The organism is Xanthomonas arboricola pv. juglandis, assembly GCF_001013475.1.
Taxonomy (GTDB): domain Bacteria; phylum Pseudomonadota; class Gammaproteobacteria; order Xanthomonadales; family Xanthomonadaceae; genus Xanthomonas; species Xanthomonas arboricola.
Window position 1 is genome coordinate 172,145 of the sequence record NZ_JZEF01000004.1, and the last position, 15,520, is coordinate 187,664.

15 protein-coding genes are annotated in these 15,520 nt (G+C 58.3%); 11 read left to right on the forward strand and 4 right to left on the reverse strand.

Translation table 11 applies throughout. From position 1 onward, the window contains the following. Positions 1-53 precede the first annotated feature (53 nt). On the reverse strand, positions 54-251 hold the full coding sequence (locus tag XARJCFBP2528_RS15705; protein WP_228318198.1) for a helix-turn-helix domain-containing protein: 198 nt from the start codon (positions 249-251) through the stop codon (positions 54-56). 276 nt (positions 252-527) lie between these two features. Here XARJCFBP2528_RS15705 and XARJCFBP2528_RS15710 point away from each other — a divergent pair, with 276 nt between their 5' ends. The 4 genes from XARJCFBP2528_RS15710 to XARJCFBP2528_RS15725 are packed head-to-tail and all read left to right on the forward strand — an operon-like array spanning position 528 to position 2,372. Continuing rightward, on the forward strand, positions 528-1,214 hold the full coding sequence (locus XARJCFBP2528_RS15710; RefSeq protein WP_016901106.1) for a J domain-containing protein: 687 nt from the start codon (positions 528-530) through the stop codon (positions 1,212-1,214). A gap of 24 nt (positions 1,215-1,238) precedes the next feature. Continuing rightward, entirely contained in the window at positions 1,239-1,457 is a 219-nt protein-coding gene (locus XARJCFBP2528_RS15715) for a hypothetical protein (protein WP_016901105.1), read from the forward strand. A gap of 2 nt (positions 1,458-1,459) precedes the next feature. After that, positions 1,460-1,729 carry a hypothetical protein gene (locus XARJCFBP2528_RS15720; RefSeq protein WP_016901104.1) on the forward strand — a complete coding sequence of 90 codons (270 nt, stop codon included), beginning with the start codon at positions 1,460-1,462 and terminating at the stop codon, positions 1,727-1,729. A gap of 10 nt (positions 1,730-1,739) precedes the next feature. Continuing rightward, positions 1,740-2,372, forward strand: a complete 633-nt coding sequence (locus XARJCFBP2528_RS15725) for a hypothetical protein (protein WP_230620458.1) — start codon at positions 1,740-1,742, stop codon at positions 2,370-2,372. A gap of 212 nt (positions 2,373-2,584) precedes the next feature. Here the strand turns inward: XARJCFBP2528_RS15725 and XARJCFBP2528_RS15730 are convergent, their stop codons facing one another. Then, complete coding sequence (locus XARJCFBP2528_RS15730) at positions 2,585-3,847, reverse strand: DUF3987 domain-containing protein (protein WP_016901102.1); 1,263 nt, start codon at positions 3,845-3,847, stop codon at positions 2,585-2,587. A gap of 465 nt (positions 3,848-4,312) precedes the next feature. Between XARJCFBP2528_RS15730 and XARJCFBP2528_RS24465 the strand changes: the two genes are divergently transcribed. From XARJCFBP2528_RS24465 to XARJCFBP2528_RS15745, 3 genes are all read left to right on the forward strand, one after another. Beyond that, on the forward strand, positions 4,313-4,525 hold the full coding sequence (locus XARJCFBP2528_RS24465; protein WP_016901101.1) for a helix-turn-helix transcriptional regulator: 213 nt from the start codon (positions 4,313-4,315) through the stop codon (positions 4,523-4,525). Positions 4,526-4,740: 215 nt separating this feature from the next. Continuing rightward, positions 4,741-6,051, forward strand: coding sequence for a YagK/YfjJ domain-containing protein (locus tag XARJCFBP2528_RS15740; RefSeq protein WP_026064039.1), 1,311 nt, complete (start codon positions 4,741-4,743; stop codon positions 6,049-6,051). Between the two features lie 72 nt (positions 6,052-6,123). After that, complete coding sequence (locus XARJCFBP2528_RS15745) at positions 6,124-7,428, forward strand: hypothetical protein (RefSeq protein WP_146011245.1); 1,305 nt, start codon at positions 6,124-6,126, stop codon at positions 7,426-7,428. A gap of 478 nt (positions 7,429-7,906) precedes the next feature. Here the strand turns inward: XARJCFBP2528_RS15745 and XARJCFBP2528_RS15750 are convergent, their stop codons facing one another. Then, positions 7,907-11,017 (reverse strand): AAA family ATPase, encoded by a 3,111-nt coding sequence (locus tag XARJCFBP2528_RS15750; protein ID WP_026064038.1) that lies wholly within the window; start codon positions 11,015-11,017, stop codon positions 7,907-7,909. Position 11,018: 1 nt separating this feature from the next. Next, the gene (locus tag XARJCFBP2528_RS15755) at positions 11,019-12,860 is read right to left on the reverse strand and encodes a hypothetical protein (protein WP_146011246.1); all 1,842 of its coding nucleotides are present in this window, start codon (positions 12,858-12,860) and stop codon (positions 11,019-11,021) included. Between the two features lie 157 nt (positions 12,861-13,017). Between XARJCFBP2528_RS15755 and XARJCFBP2528_RS15760 the strand changes: the two genes are divergently transcribed. From XARJCFBP2528_RS15760 to XARJCFBP2528_RS22750, 4 genes are all read left to right on the forward strand, one after another. Beyond that, positions 13,018-14,115: a tyrosine-type recombinase/integrase gene (locus XARJCFBP2528_RS15760; RefSeq protein ID WP_016901096.1), complete on the forward strand. Its 1,098-nt coding sequence runs from the start codon at positions 13,018-13,020 to the stop codon at positions 14,113-14,115. Between the two features lie 542 nt (positions 14,116-14,657). Beyond that, positions 14,658-14,972, forward strand: a complete 315-nt coding sequence (locus XARJCFBP2528_RS22745) for a helix-turn-helix transcriptional regulator (protein WP_231103860.1) — start codon at positions 14,658-14,660, stop codon at positions 14,970-14,972. Next, complete coding sequence (locus tag XARJCFBP2528_RS15765; RefSeq protein ID WP_016905093.1) at positions 14,969-15,166, forward strand: hypothetical protein; 198 nt, start codon at positions 14,969-14,971, stop codon at positions 15,164-15,166. The genes XARJCFBP2528_RS22745 and XARJCFBP2528_RS15765 overlap by 4 nt, the downstream gene beginning before the upstream one ends. A gap of 7 nt (positions 15,167-15,173) precedes the next feature. Continuing rightward, positions 15,174-15,455: an Ogr/Delta-like zinc finger protein gene (locus tag XARJCFBP2528_RS22750; protein ID WP_026064955.1), complete on the forward strand. Its 282-nt coding sequence runs from the start codon at positions 15,174-15,176 to the stop codon at positions 15,453-15,455. The last annotated feature ends 65 nt before the right edge of the window (positions 15,456-15,520 follow it).

Below are 15,520 nucleotides of genomic sequence, written 5' to 3' on the forward strand. Positions count from 1 at the left end.
GTTTTGTTCCACGTTCAGTGGCCGAGCCCTAAGGGCCGGCCACAGGATTGCCGTCAGTCGAGAAGTGACCCGGGGCGAACCCGGAGCGCCAGTGCGATGCGCTCGATGTTGTAGATCGTCACATTCTTCTCGCCACGCTCGAGCATACCGATGTAGGTCCTGTGGACGCCGGCTGCCTCGGCAAGGTCTTCCTGCGACAGCCCGCGCTCCTTTCTCAATCGCCGGACGTTGCCAGCAAAGACGGTGACCAACCGAGTTTCGTGAGCTGCCCGAGCCATCGCGAGATGGTCTGGGTTTGAATACTACTATTCGACATACTACGATTAGCATTCGCCGTGCTGGAGCCGGCTTCGGCAGTGTCAAGCCGGCCGGGCACCAGATCAGAAGCCGGGCGGATGAATGAAAAAAGTGGCTCCTGCCTACGTGTTGCGGGCGTCTGCCTTCCTGTTCGGTCGTAGAGGGAGGTAGCCCTACTGGGCTTACGCACATGGGCACGTTCAAATCGACGAGAAGCAGGGAGATCTAAATTGGGGAAGGGCTACTACGAAGTACTCGGGATCCGTACAAATGCCGGGCCGGAAGAGATAGAGCTGGCATACCGGGGCCGACGTAGCCAGTACCACCCGGACCGCTACGCAAACTCGGACGCGGAAACGGTGAACTGGGCCACCTCGAAGATGCAGGAGGTCAACCAGGCTTACGCGGCACTTCGGGATCCGGTCAGTCGTGCGCGAGTGGATGAAAAAGTGCGAACTAAGTCAGCGCGCCCAGCAGGCCCGGCAGATGCCACCTGCGCGCGCGAGCCGGATCAGTCGTATGCACTGACGTTGGTGCAGGCGCTGGACGGCTTGGCACTGAACGGTGAACCGCTTGAGCGAATCTTCATCGCCCCGCGTATCCCTCATAAAAAACTTGCCGGCGCACTGGAGTCCTATGGACAAGGACTGCAACTACAGGACGTGGTTGTGCTGATCGACGACACGCTCTTTGGCGGTGCACGCGAAGGTGTCCTGATCACCGAAGCACAGATCAGATGCAAAGCCGTGTTCCAACCAGTGGAGATTCGCCTGCTTGGAGTCCTGTCGGCGATCACGACAGAAGGGAAGTACGTCTACATCAATGGCGAGCGCTTCGCCGATCTGAACATGCCTAACAAAGGCGACTTGAAGGCGCTCTTCAGGGCCGTAAGCCACTATCTGCAGCAAGGCCGCTAACCATCACAACAACAGGGGGAAGAAATGAAATATCTGATTGGGCTCTACGGAGCCTCGGTCGTAGTTGCTGCAATCTGTTTCGCCAACTGGGGGCAATACGCCTACAAGGGTTTTGCCTACAACCTCGGTCGCGCGCTGGTTTGGCCAGCAATTGTGTTCCCGTCGTTCGGGAGGCTTCTCAGCGGGTTGATTTGGCTTGTCGTCATAGGCGGCGTGCTGGTCCTTGTGCAAAGGAGGGCCTAGTCATGGCACGAGATGTCGCAAAGATTGCGGCCGCTCTGGCGGCGTTGCTGATGCTTGGAGCATGCGGCAGCAAGGCGGACAAGGCACGCAGCGAATTCATCGGCAGCTGTGCCAGCAGCGGAGGGAACGAGTCCGTCTGCGAATGCGCTTTCGACAAGCTGCAGGCGCATTACGGGGAAGAAGGAATTGTTGCAATTCAGTCCGAGGGCTCTGCGCCCCCGGACTTCATCGATCAATTGGCCAATGCCGCACAACAGTGCAGGAAGCGATAAGGAAATGAAGATGAAGCAGATTTACCGGTCCGCGATGATCCTGCTAGCCGCGCTAGCCGTAACGGGGTGTGGCAAAGCAGATGAGGTAACTAAAGCAGGCGATATCAACCTTGCTGGCTGCGAGGTTCCGGCGGGTACCAAGCGAGTAGAGGCCGAAGCTATCCAGTGCGATGCAGCCAAAGGCGTAAAAGCTGAGGCAGAGAAAGCGCCTCCGCAAGAAGCTGTCCAGATCACGCCGGACGCTGAGGTCATCAATGCTGCCATCGCCCAGGAGGCGAAGAAGGCAGATGGAGCTACCGAGTACAAGGACGCGCGGAAACTGATCGAAGGCGATCTGACCGGGGATGGCAAGCCAGAAGTGGTGGCCCTTTACACTTTAGAGGGCAGCGGAAACGGCAATGGTGCGGGCAGTTATCTGGCGGCATTCGAACGCAAGGAAGGTTCCCAGTTGCAGCTGGCCGGCACTACGTTGGTCTCTGGCTTCGGCGTCGCAGCCCAGAAGGTGGGCTTGAAGGAAGGCACGGTGCATGTGACGTTGCTTGTCCCAGGGCCAGATGATCCGGCCTGCTGCCCCTCGACGGAGGAGGAAAGCTTGTACGTCTTTCACGGGGGGAAGTGGCTGCAGGTGCAGCCATCGCCTTGATCAATGCTGGCCTGACTACGTGAAGGAGCATCTGCTCCTTCACGTAGTAGCACGCCAAAGCTAATTTTTTTGGTGGGACACGTCTCTGAAGACTGGATGATCGAAGCTGCTAGCGTTGTGAGTGCGCCAATGGCTACCAATGGCCATGTTCTGTGATCGCCTGTGGCCTCACGTGGATACGGCCTATCTTCTGCTTTCACGGTGACTTGTGATCAGAAATAGTCAATAACGGCGGATTGGCCGGTCCCGTGGATAGTTACAATGTGCTCCAGCTTCAGCCAAGCCACCGCGGTCATGAAGCGTTTTTCAGGTAGGCCTGCCAGCAGGCGCACTTCGCTCAGCTTCGTCTGCCGCAAGAAGGGATGGCAAAGCCTGTCCAGGCAGTCCAGAACCCATTGAGCGTCCTGCAAGGGGCGCGGCACTTTTTCTGCCTTGGGCGCCTGGGTATGCCACGGCCGTAAGGAAGTTGCGCCAGCAGCCGCCACGGTTTCAGCATGTGGAGGAGCAATCGCCTCTACGAAAATCAGGCGGTATTGGGATAGCGACCACTCCACGATGGCCCAGGCGCGCTGGACCATGTCGACCGACACGTCTGAATTGACTCCGCCGCAAAAAACGTGAAGCACTACGGCAATGCGTAGTGTGTTCTCCCAAGCGCGAGCGGCAGCTTCCCGGATGTCTCGGTACTCGTGGGGGATCCACTCCTTCAGCTTATAGCTTAGGTTGTACATATAGGCCCGGGCGAACAGATCCAGGCCGACACCGGTACGGCTAAAGTCGCCAGATTGGCGCTTTTGATTGATCTTGTCGGTCAAGGCTTCCATCCGGGCTTGAAATGCCTCGGCGCTATAGCACCCACGCTTGGGCACATAGGTCTCGTTCTCCTGAAACCGTTCGGGATCGTGGCAGCCGGTTACCGCACGTGGCCAGAGCCCAATAGCGCAGTCATCCTGCCCTTGGCCGTTGGCGTACTTGTACATCGGCTTGGGTTGGGTTCGAAATCCCAGACTGCAGCGTGCATCGGTAGCCTCCAACTCGACACCATGGACGAAGTTGTCAAGTGGTGGGTCGCCACTCCACAGCTGCGTGAGCGAATCGATATCGTCCTTGAACAGGGTGGACTTCAGCAGGCTACGCCCGTCCTCGCGCTGGAGAGTCAGGGTCATGCTCTGCCCGTCCAGCATCTCCACCAGCTTGGCATAGGAAATGGTACGGCTTACAAGGGTTTCGACGCGGGGATTTCGCGAAGGTGTGATGCCATGCCCGGCGTCATTGACGACGGAAGTGCGGCGCGGTTGCCGTTTCTTGGCATTCAGGAAGAGCTTGAAAAAAAGCTTGAACGAGCGTCCCTTGCCAGTGGCGCTTGGAGCTAAGGCACAGGTGAAAAGTGTGGCGGGCAGGCACTCGCCGTCGAGAGCCACGCAGTCGAATCCGCAGTGCACCACGGCGGCAATGGCGGCAAGTGCATCGGTCAAGGCGCAAGCCGCAGGAGCCTCCTTGTCTTGGATGACATGCAGGACAGCGGAACGTATCGGCTCGGGTAAGCAGTCGATCGGACAGGTGGGATGAAGGTTCGGGAAAGGGGGTGGGGATGCGAACACCGAATCATTCCAATGGGAAAGGTATCGGGTCTTATATGTCCAAGCTGCCATGCGCTCGAAACAGTTCCAGGAACAGTTGCCAGAGCTGACCCCGTCGCGCTCGACCAGTGGACGTTGTCGGATGCGTCGAGTTAACCCCGTAGGGAGGGCGCGGTGGGGTGTGGGGCCTGGTGAAATTTCATGCCAGGTGCCGGACATGTGTGGCCCACTCCGCGGCCATGCACGTTCAGGTGATGGGGAGCGGCGCAACTGTGCCGGGAACTGTTCCCGGCAAAGAATGAGGTCAGGAAAGAGGTATGGCAACGTAGCCCTCCCGTTCGCAAGGTCTTCGTGGGTGTTATGAGTCTCCTCCAGAGCGACACTGTCCTGCGCGAGAAGCAGGTCATCAGCATCACTGGACTGGGTAGGTCTTCTATCTGGGCCTTCGGCAATCCCAAATCCCGCTATTACGACCCAACGTTCCCTAAGCGGATCAAATTGGGTAACCGGGCGGTGGGATGGAAGGCCAGCGAGGTCTTCCTCTGGGTTGCGTCCCGTACCCAAGTGGCTTGAGTAAACACGTCAACTCGACCTTCAGACAGGCCCGCCTGCACATGAAGGATCTAGGGGGCGACGGCCTGCAGATAGGTCAAATCAAAGAGAAAATCGTTGGGTGAATTACGGATTTATATGTTTTCTTCCGTGTCACCTCCATTCCGTCCATTTACTTTATCAGTAGTCCATTTTTCTGCGTCAACTGAAACGAACCAACGAGTCAGAAACTAACCATGATCCGTAGACCCGACACCAATATCGGGGAATCCACCCTGGATAACGTGCATAGCGCGTCTTCCCCCTTGAAGTCGACGATCCAAAAGATCGTCCGGGCCGAGCAGGACAGGGAGAGGATCGCCGAGACAGTCATTCGTATGGAAAGCCAAAATGGCCTAGTGCAAATGCCGCGCACCGGCCAGTACTACTGCACCGACCAGGATTCAGTATGGTTTACTGGTACGGATGACCATCTCTTCAAGGAGTTTGCCGAAGTAACGCTATCTAGGATCCAGAAGGCCCTGTTGCAAAATGAAGGCCGACCTTGTCTGCCCATCGCTATCAAGCGGCGCGATGCCCAGCCATTGGCTTACAAGCTCACTGCCCTGGGGCGCCAGCTCGTCCAGTGCTGCGCCCAATACCGTGAGGAGTGGGCGGTGGCCTATGCGAATCACGTCTTCCACCCGGTGATCACGGTGTTGTTGAGGGCGATGAGGCGCTATGCGATTCGCATAGGCCAGCAGGTGAGCCAGAATGTTCCACAGACACCGGAACTTGCCCGTTTGCTGGAGCGGTTGGTGCGCTTCGTTCGCAGGGCATGTGGGACGTGGCGCTTCGTCAATGCGTTGGCTGCACACGAGAAGCAGGCCCGGGACAACTTCGACAGCGGCCGGGAATTCATCTATCACCTGGCTGCAGAGCACTCGCGACTGCTGATCCTGCGCATTGATCTGTACTACCGGCCGTATTACGACGCGGAGAAAGCGATCAAGCAAATCAATGGTTTCCTGCGTTGGCTTCGCGAACGCGCGTGCAAGCGTAATCTTCTGCCAGGCTACCTGGGCTTCATCATCAAGTGCGAGAACGGTCTTGTGCGGGGCATGCACTGGCACCTGATGGTGATCTGCAGTGGCAACCAACAGCAATGCGGCGGCTATTTGACGCAGAAGCTAGGGGAAGTGTGGGCGTGCCGCACCGGACAGGGGCTTGGTGCCTATTACAGCTGCTGGGCCGATCAATCCAAGTACGATTACAACGGGCTGGGTGTAATGGGCCTGGGCGATTGGGAGAAAATGGCTGGGCTGCGCGCAGCTCTTTACTACATGAGTAAGCAGGACTGCGTGCTCAAGGTCACCAATGATAAGGTCAAGAATTTCTGGCGTTCTCCCATACCTAAAAAGGCTGGGAAGAAGCGTGGCAAGCCTCGCCTGCAGGGCAACGACCTGAAGTTGCTCAAGCGTATGCTGGGTGGTAGACGCAGTAAGTACCCGCAGGGACTTGAGATGCGGCCGCTGGCCTATCGCTCAATGGTCCAGGACGCGGAATAAGCGAACACGTGGTCCGCAACGTATCAGCAGGCATTGAAACCTACCTTTCCGTTACCGTCTATGGAGTGCGTAATGTTTAACATCGAAACCACGGATGCCATCGGCGCTGAGAGATACGTCGATGTCGACTGGAAGGGCATTGGTGCAATTGACGGACATCCACTGGACTTTCTTATTGCTCGCGGGATTTCGGTGTATTACAAAGTCCATCGGGGAGATTTCTTCGTGTCCCGCCATCAGTGGCAACCTGTGGTGCCCGGTTCAGCCAAGGAAATTGCGGGGCTGTCCATCCAAGCGGTGGACTACTCCATCGTTCGGCGCGACACTGATTTGCTGTTGTTGCGCTTGGATGAGGAAGATCTGCGCGAGATCCGAGCCACCGGCACGCGAGGAATGATCGATTTCTCGCTGGGTGGCCTCGCGCTTTCCAAGCCGAAGGAAGGTGATAGCGGAGACGGGGCACGGCTGACAGAGCTGGATTTCCATCGCGCCCATGTGGTCCGTCACGAGCGCTGGAAGCACGCGCAGAACACGGCTCCTATCGGCCGTCCGCCACGCCATGTGGACTATGCCGAATCGCTGTGGATAGGATACGAGGACCTGTACCTTGAAAACAGCGACATAGCCGAGTTGAAGAAGTGTGGAACGGGTATGGCACTTGAATCATACCCACTGGCCGTGTGCGAGAGGGCATTCCCGCCAGTGATGGAGTGGCTTTACAAGGCGGCTTATGCCTGCAATAGGGACAAGGCCATGGAGCCGCTAATGGAGCGGGGCCAGAAGCCCAATTGGGAGAATCGAAAAAAGGCCATCCAGTCGTGGTTGAGGATTAGGCCAGGCGAGCCATTGTTCGGTAAACGGTGGATGCGCACGGCGGTCACGCTAGTTCCCCGCGAGTATAAATTCGCCAAAAACTTCAAGGAAGAGTGGCTGGAAAAGCCGGCTTTTCAGAAGGGGAGGGCACTGAGAAGCGAGCATCTGAGCACGATGCTGACGCTTGCCCTGGCGCTAACCGAGTGGTGGCTTGATCAGGATGGGGGTGATCTACAGGCCAAGCGGATCGAGTTGGCAGGGCTATTGGAGGACGCTGGATTTGGCATGGTTGCCGTGGAGGACCTCACCGGGATGATTACTGGCGAGGAGGTCACCGACGGTCAGAGAGAGGCATTCCTCAAAAAACTCGAAGCAGAGCAAACCAAGAAGAAGTTGTCGCGCGCCATTCAAGTAGCTCGCTCGGGGGGCGGCTTGAGTGGAGGACAGCGGGATGTCGGCGAATCTTCTGGCGATCCAGATCCGTTTGCGGAGGTCGGTCGCCAAGAGACGGTAGGGGATTCCGAGAAGGTATACGTCCCCCGCAATTTGGGTCCTCGCATATGAAATTGATTTGGTGCGAGGTTCCATGCCGAAGACAGGCCTGCCCTTTTAAAATCAGGTGAAGACGTACGGATGGACTTCGGAAAGAGCGATGTCGGGTCCTGCTAGCGGGAGGTAGAGGCTGATGGAGCGGTCTGTGGTAGCACGTTTGAACCTGCTCCTCGAGCCGCTGGTGACGTCGATGGTGTCTTCGTTCGCTCGGGAGAATACTTGGATGAGAGGCGTTCACCGTGGGAGACATCAAGGACCACGGCTGCGGTAGGTGAGACGATGTAGAAGATGCAACGGGTGCTCGACGCGTACCGAACGCTTTCTCTATGGATTCGAAGAAAAGTCCGGACGCAAGCGCTCAGCCGACTGACGTGCTCGACATCTTGCCTCTTCAGTAGTTCAAGGTCTCACCACCCAGGCTGACATGAAGTCCGTTCTAGATGTAGCCCAAGACGACGCCGCGTTGGTTCCGTGGGGTGGCCGCCTCGAACTACGGTTCGCGAACCAAACTGATGGTCTTGAACGCTTCCCCCATGAAGCTAAATTTCTTTGAAAACAGCGACGCGACTCGAGTGTCCGCTGTGGCAAAGAATATCTGCCTTCCCGAGTTCACCGCGAGATCACGCAGGTAGTCAAGGAACGACAGAGCGTTGAGGTCGTCGACGTGCGCAATTGGGTCGTCGATGAGCAGGACTGGAGGGGCTGCCGCGGCCGTGCGATTCCTGGCAAGGAAGATGGACAAGGCAAATGCGGAGCGCTGTCCTGTGCTGACCTCGTCCAGCGTGCGGGCGTCATGACCATCTGCGGTCCGCAAGAGAACGTCAGGGCTGCCAACGTACTCATACTCGCGAGGGGAATGGATGCGCGAGAACACCTCATTGATTTGGTCGCCGATAGCATCAAGCGCTTCCCGCGTCGCGTTTTTCAGGGAAGCGTTCTCAATGAGGTCGTCCAAGACCTTGCCCGCTTCAAGGAGCGCCTTCTCCTCGTTGCGATGCTTCTCGAGGCTGAACTTCCAGTCCAGAATATTTTTCGGCAGGACCTTCTGCTCGGCCGAGCTCTCCGAATCGCTGCGCGACGCTTCGTCAGCTTGCTTGAACGCTGAGGCCACGGCTGCGATGCGTGCCTGAACCTCTACGAGCGGAGCATCGTCCTTGACAGAAAGGTAGGAGCGAAGCCCGGCAGCATTGTTTGTAGCGGCAAGGAATTCGTCTTGCAGCGCAACGAGCGATGCGAAGGTGCCAATTGGCTCGATGCGCGTGACCCAGCCGTCAACGACGATAGACTGAGCGAAGGTCCGGATGGACTCAACAAAACCTCCCATGCTGGTGCGGCAATCAATCAAAAATTTTCGCGTCTCTTCCATAGCGTCCGACTGACGCCGCCGTTCATCCGACGCAGTGGCGGCGGTGAGATTGCTTGACTCGGTGTCGAATAGCCCAGCGATTCGGCCCAGCAACAAATCGGCCTCGTTGCTGGAGAAACCCGCGCTGCCCAGATCTTGGCCTTCCTTGATGACGCTCTGGAGTTCCTGCTCCGCCTGGCTCGCCCGCTCGCGCAATGCGACCAGCTCTTCAAGGACCTCCTTGGGCGTGGTCCCCACCAACTGCAACTGCGCCGCATACTTTTGACATAGCTCCGCGGCGCTCGCCCCCCGCCGCGCTTCGCTCGCCTCGTCCCCCGCCAGGCGCAGCGACTCCGCAAGGCTCTCGACCTCCTGAGTGGTCTCCGGCCCTGAGGTGAGTCCCTCGATGAGGTGCCTCAATGCGCCCCTAGCATGTACCGTGTGGCAGACCGGGCACATGTCCGGATTCTCCGACGACTTGAGCGCCTCCATCGCTGCGTCCTTCAGCTTCGCCGCCGCAGTTGCGCGAGCCGACGCGGCCCGGCCGTGAAGGTCCAGGGCTTGCTGAGCGCGAGTCAACCTCGCCTGGGCGGCAGTAGCCGCTTCGCCCGCAGCCTGCAGCGCATCTTGCATCTGGAGGGTGGCGTACTGCTGCGGTACCTGCGGGAGGTCTCCGGCGACCAAAGCTCCGAGACGTGTGGCCAGTCGTTCGGAAACCTCGCGGGCCGACTTGTATCGACGGCGCACGTCATGAAACCCCGCAGACTCATACGCAAGCCACCGGTCCAGGTTTTTGATGTTAGCCTCAAGCTCCTCCATCTTCGAGATGAGTCGCTTTTCGTGCTCGACGCTCCTAACTAGCTGCGTCTCGACCGGCTTCGCGTTGCGGACCGCGGCCTCCAGCTGCGCCGAGCGCTGCTCTAAATCCTTCATTGTTCGAGCGGCACCTCCGAGGGAGACGAGCGCTTGCACGTGCGCCAGCACGGCAAGAAGCTCCTGTTCTTCCTTTAGGGTGGGCACGCCGGTTTCAGATGGCCTCTTCCAACCGAGGCCTGCTAGCGCGGCGCGATATGCGTCAGTCAGCGTTTTTGCCGTGGACGGCTTGCCTTGCAGTTCTGTCAGTCGCCGTTCCATGACGGCCAACTCCGCTTCCAGCCCATCGGCGCGACGCTGTGCTTTGTCCCAGGCCTTGTCCACGTCGGCGCGAATCTTCTCTATGTACTCGAAGGTCGTCGAAGCCGAGGAGCCCACTAGTAACCGGCTCAACTCCTTAGTGATATCATCGGGTTTCAGCTTGCCCGATAAACGATACGCGGCATCGGTGTCGAGGAAGTTGTAGAGTGAGAAGCTGTCAACAATGTCGGCAACGAGTTGCTCCTTGCGGTTGAACCAAGCAAGATTTCGAGCCTTAATTCGAGGTCCGTCGCCAGTGGATGCAAGCTCGACCGTACCGCCGCCCGCACGAGGTAGTAGCTTTCCTTTGATGCGAACCGGCCCGACAGTGGTGCTTCTGCGGTTGTTCCCGCAGTAGAAGTACTCGACGGCCTCGAGCAGAGAGGTTTTACCGCTTCCGTTCGCGCCCACGAGTAGTGTGACATCGCCGAAGTCATAGCTCTTGCCGTCGTGGACCGGCCGGAACGCAGCAATGTCCAGACTGAGCAATTTCGCCGTTGCCAGCGGCGTATCGGCGGCGTTCAGTTCTTTCACCCTCAGCTTCTCGTTCGAAGCCGCACCAGCTGCGCGCTGGGCAATCTTCTCCACCACGGTGGTGCGAGGCGTGGGGGCATCAAGCAACAGCTCGAGCCCAGCCGCTGAAAGTCGCTGACGCCAATCCGTCAGTACGTCATAGGTGCTCCCATGCTCCGCCGCATCGAACAGCTTCGGCCCGCCCAGCAGGGATTTGAGGTCAGCTTCGGATATGACTCGCTTACGTGCGTAGTCCTTGTCACTCTCGATTGCGGCCTTTGCCGCGGCGAACTGAGGATTTGCAGTAGAGTTTGGGCCGGCGACGAAGTAGAGGTATTTGTTCCAGCGCAGGTCACCCGGCGCTTCGAAGAAGTCGTCAGCAAGGATGCGTTCTTGGAAGTCGCGCAAGTGCAGCGAGCGCTCGACAACTTCATCGGCGAAGTCCACATAGGCAACAGCGTAGGTTCGTTCCCCGAGCTTTTTCTCGCCGCGCACGACGGAATCGTCGACATCGTGAAGCCCGATCAGAAGCTGTTTCAGTACATCACGTGCAGCTTGCATCTCAGGCATCTCATTGCTCCCCTGTGATGGAGGCCATGCTGCTTCCATCGTATGTAATGTCAGTCTGTTGCTTGATGTCGGCGAATTCCGTGACGCCGGCGACCGTGCGATAGCAGATGGCCACGCGGTTCTGGTGGCTTTTGTTTTCTTTTCGCAGGAGTTCGAACGCGCTTTCGCCAACCCTCTTGACCACTTCCATCGGTGGGTTCTCGCCGAGATAGGCCACCAAGGCGGGACGCAAGCCTGGTTTGATGACGTTAGTGTTCGGTGAGTTGGGAGACCAAGCTATGGAGGCTCCGCCGCCGCCGAGATCTTTTATTTGCGCCGGCAGAGGACCCGTCTGGAGGATGTGGCTGAGCACCGCGACGCGGCTGATGCGCTGTTGACGATTCTGGGACGCGGTGACGTCGCGGTCGAGCTGAAGGGTGGCGCGAGCTGTCACTTCAGACTCTGGAATGCGGCACACATCCAGGTTATCAACGCGATACCACTGCTCTTTCATGCTGTGAGGGCCGCATGAAAGAGAGATTGCCCGCTCGATGTGTAGTCGGTTATTGATGTCTTGAAGACTTTGGAAGGCCGTGGTGACTGCCGGGTTCGCATTAATGACCTCGTTCCACCCGGTCTCTGGACAGCTGGTGCTTTCCAGCCATGTGCCAGCGTTGATATCCCAACTGAACCGCGAATCAAGTTGCGGGCCGATGAGCACGTCGTGTACCGCCGGGCCATCCTGAAGGACTTTGGGGACTGTCAACGCGAAGACAGCCTCGTCGTAGTGAAAGTGCAGCACGTGGCGCTTTTTCTCATGCCAGGTGTAGTACAGGCCCTTTGCCTCATTGTTGGCAACCTCTTCGTCTTTCACCGAGCAGCGACGCTTAGGGACATACCAAGCTGAACCGCTCTCGTTATTCCAGGCGTCCGGCGCGTGGGCAGATGAATCGTACTGGACCACGTTGTGAGCCCAGTTCAAGCAGATGATGTCGCAGTCGGTCGTGGCCTCACTGCGCCGGAAGACTTCGTTCCGATACCTGCGGTAGTCGGTCTGCTTTGGCTTAGGGTTCAGCTGAATATGGATGAGGATAGTTCTGTCTGACAGTTTCTTATTGGCGTCAGCATCCTCGCCAAGGTCCAGCGCGTCGGAGCAGATGATGGTCGAAAGCTTAATGTTTCCGTCTTTGCCCTTGAACCGGTAAATGGCACGGCCGCAACGCAGCTGCTTGTTCTCAAAGCCGTGGTCGTCCCGGGATGGGGCAGTCTTGAACTGGAAAAGGACAACTCGCTTGAGCGTATTCTCCGAGCCGCGGGTGAGGAAGCAGTAAGCGACAGGGTCGAAGTAGTTGCCCTGCACGGCTGGAAACGGGTCTTCCTCGTAGATGACATCGCAATTTCCGGCGCAGTCTGCCTTAAAGCTCGCAAGCCTTGCGGGGGTCATGCTCTCACAGCCAAGCACCCAAAGAGCGCCCTCATCGGGAAAGGGTCCGCCTCGTGCAGCCTTCTCCAGAGAGCTAACCGGGAGGAAGTACTCAGGCGTGACCACAAGTTGATCGCCGCGCTGCGCAGCTAGCGCAAGGAAGCTGTCTGCCCGGACGGCTGCGGCGGCAATGTCTAGGTGGCCAATTCGCTGTGTGTCCGCGTAGATTGGTCCGGAAGGCTGAAGAAGAAGCGCACGATAGCTCTGGTGCGTCGCTTGAAGCAAAGCAAGGTCGGGCGTCTCAAGGCCCAGCAAATCTAGAACGTCTTTGACGTCTCTGATGCATACAGGCAAAGGCATTTCCCCTTTCGTGGCGCCCATCTTTGATGTGATATTACCAGCGCGTTGGGCAGGCAAGGAGACAGACGGCAGTTCGGCCATCCAAAGCGCGTCTCTGGCATGCAACTGAGCGCAGGCAGCTTCGCCCTCAAACCGCCCGGGGTCATCCAATGAAGTCCTATTCACGCCGGCTCAAAAGTGAGTCAAAAAGTGAGGCGAATTTTTATTGGTTTAGAAAAATACGTGAAAGAACAAACAGATGCGGCGGCTTTTCGCGTGCTGGTGGGACTACCGCCGCCCGGTGACGAGCAAGCGCAACACGCTATCGCTTGGGACATATCCGGATGTCAGCTTGGCTACGGTACGTGAGCGGCATGCGGCGGCGCGCAAGTTGTTGGCCGAAGGCATCGATCCTGGCGAACAGCGCAAGGCCGAAAAATCAGCAACCTTGGAACGTTCGGCCAACACGTTCGAGGCGGTCGCTGCCGAGCACTTAGCTATGCGAGCCAACAAGTTGTCTGCCGGCTCAGTTGTGCGTGAGCGGCGCCTACTTCAAAAGGATCTCGGTCCTTACATCGGTAGCCGTCCAGTGGATGCAATACCAGCTCGCGATCTACTGCAGGCACTGCGGAAGATTGAGGCGCGTGGGGCGGTGGAAACTGCTCATCGCGCGCGAATGCTTGCCGCCCAAGTGTTTCGCTATGCCATTGCTACGGGCCGAGCGGAACGCAACCCTGCTTCTGATCTGAAGGGCGCTTTGACTCCATCGGAGGGTCGTCATTTCGCCAGCGTGACCGAGCCAGCCTTGGTAGGTGAGCTATTGCGAGCGATCCATGGCTATCGTGGTTCACCAGTGGTGATGGGAGCGCTGCAACTGGCTCCACTCGTATTCGTGCGCCCAGGAGAACTGAGACGAGCACGCTGGGAGAACATTGATCTTGATTCGAGCGAATGGCGATTCATTGCGAGCAAGACCGCTCAGTCCCACGTGGTTCCATTGTCCTCGCAAGCGGTTGCCATCTTGCGCGACCTACATCCGCTGACGGGGCGCGATGAGTTCGTTTTCCCTAGCGTGCGTGGGAGAGGGCGCCCGATGAGCGAGAACACCATCAATGCGGCGCTGCGGCGGCTGGGCTACGACTCAGACACGATGACAGGTCATGGCTTCCGAGCAATGGCACGCACCGTCTTGGACGAGGTTCTGGGCTTTCGTCCCGACTACATCGAGCACCAACTTGCGCATGCCGTCCGAGATCCCAACGGACGCGCTTACAACCGCACTGCCCATCTGGTCGAGCGCCGGAAGATGATGCAAGCCTGGGCGGACTACTTGGACAGTCTCAGGGCATCTATCTAGCCGCTGTCTGCGCACTTTTATTTTCGGACTTGCCATTTTTCAGGGTAACTGCTGTAACGCGCGTAACGCCTCGGCAATAACACAATAAATTCAGTGCTTTGGAAGGTGGTGGCGGGCGTTCGGCTGTTGAGTAACGCTCTGTAACTCGTGTAGCAATCACCTCGCCTTGAGACGATGCCGGACGCACCCGGACGCCGGATCATGCCGCGCCTAGCGCGACGCAGGTCGGCGAGTTCAGCGGGCAGTTGATTCTCCGGCGAGACTTTTCTCAGGTACCAAGTTCCTTCTTCGCCAGCCCGTGCGTACGTCAGCAGACGCATGCGCCGCCCTGCGCTGCCAATTCCTTACTGTCGTTCGCCGGCTGTATCGCCGCACCTGCACGTCAGTGCCTTGATCGCATCGTCTACGCGGGCCGGCAACGCCTGCCCGTCGTCCGCCTGATTCCGGCCGCGTCCAACAGAGTTTGTAAAAAAAGTTTTTACACAGCTATCCGCGTGAACTCCGACGCGTCGGCTTCTAGTCTCTTGGCAAGCCCAAAACACATGGCATCCGTTGACCGACAGGTCAAAGCGCCACATCAAACAATGCTCGCTTCCCGAACAAAACCCGCCGCCTCACCATGCACACCGGCCAATGCGCCACGTGCGGATGCCGGCCGCAGCGAACGCTTCTTGCGCAAACCCGAAGTGCTCAGCCGCACCGGCATCTCCCGATCCCACCTGTACTGGCTGATGGATCGCGACCGGTTTCCCAAGTCCATCCCGCTCTCTCCCCGCGTCACGGTCTGGCTTGAGTCAGATGTTGATGCCTGGATCGCAGCACAGATTCCCGCCACCCATCCGCGAGTACAGCCATGACTGACGACATCCAACTGACCATCTCTGGCAAGCGCTTCACGCTGACGCGCGCCGAAGCCGAGTTCCTTGCCGAACACCTGCGCACCGCAATCGCACAGCCAAACCTTGGCCTGCACTTCACCCATCACCGACCTGGTCGGATTGGCGAGATCGTGTTGACGCGTGGCACTCCCACCATCTTGACCGACTGCTGAGGCGCCCATGACCACTCCCGCTCGCGCGTTTCTTCGCTGCCCGCACTGTGATGCTGCTGCCATCGTCCGGTCGAGCGTGTCCCACAACAGGCTGCTCCGTGAATCGATGCTTCAGTGTCGCAATGCACTTTGCGGGCACACCTTCACCGCCTACACAGAAATCGTCCGCACCATCTCCCCAAGCGCGTGCCCAAGCCCCGAAATCTGCCTGCCGATCAGTAGCGCAGCAGAGAAGGCCGCCTTCAAGGCGAAGTTGATCGAAAAGCAGCTGGTCGGGAAGAGCGCGTGATGTTCCGGTTGACAGTGCGCGGCCAGTGCGTGCAGCATTCCCACGTCGCCGCACATCGGCGACCG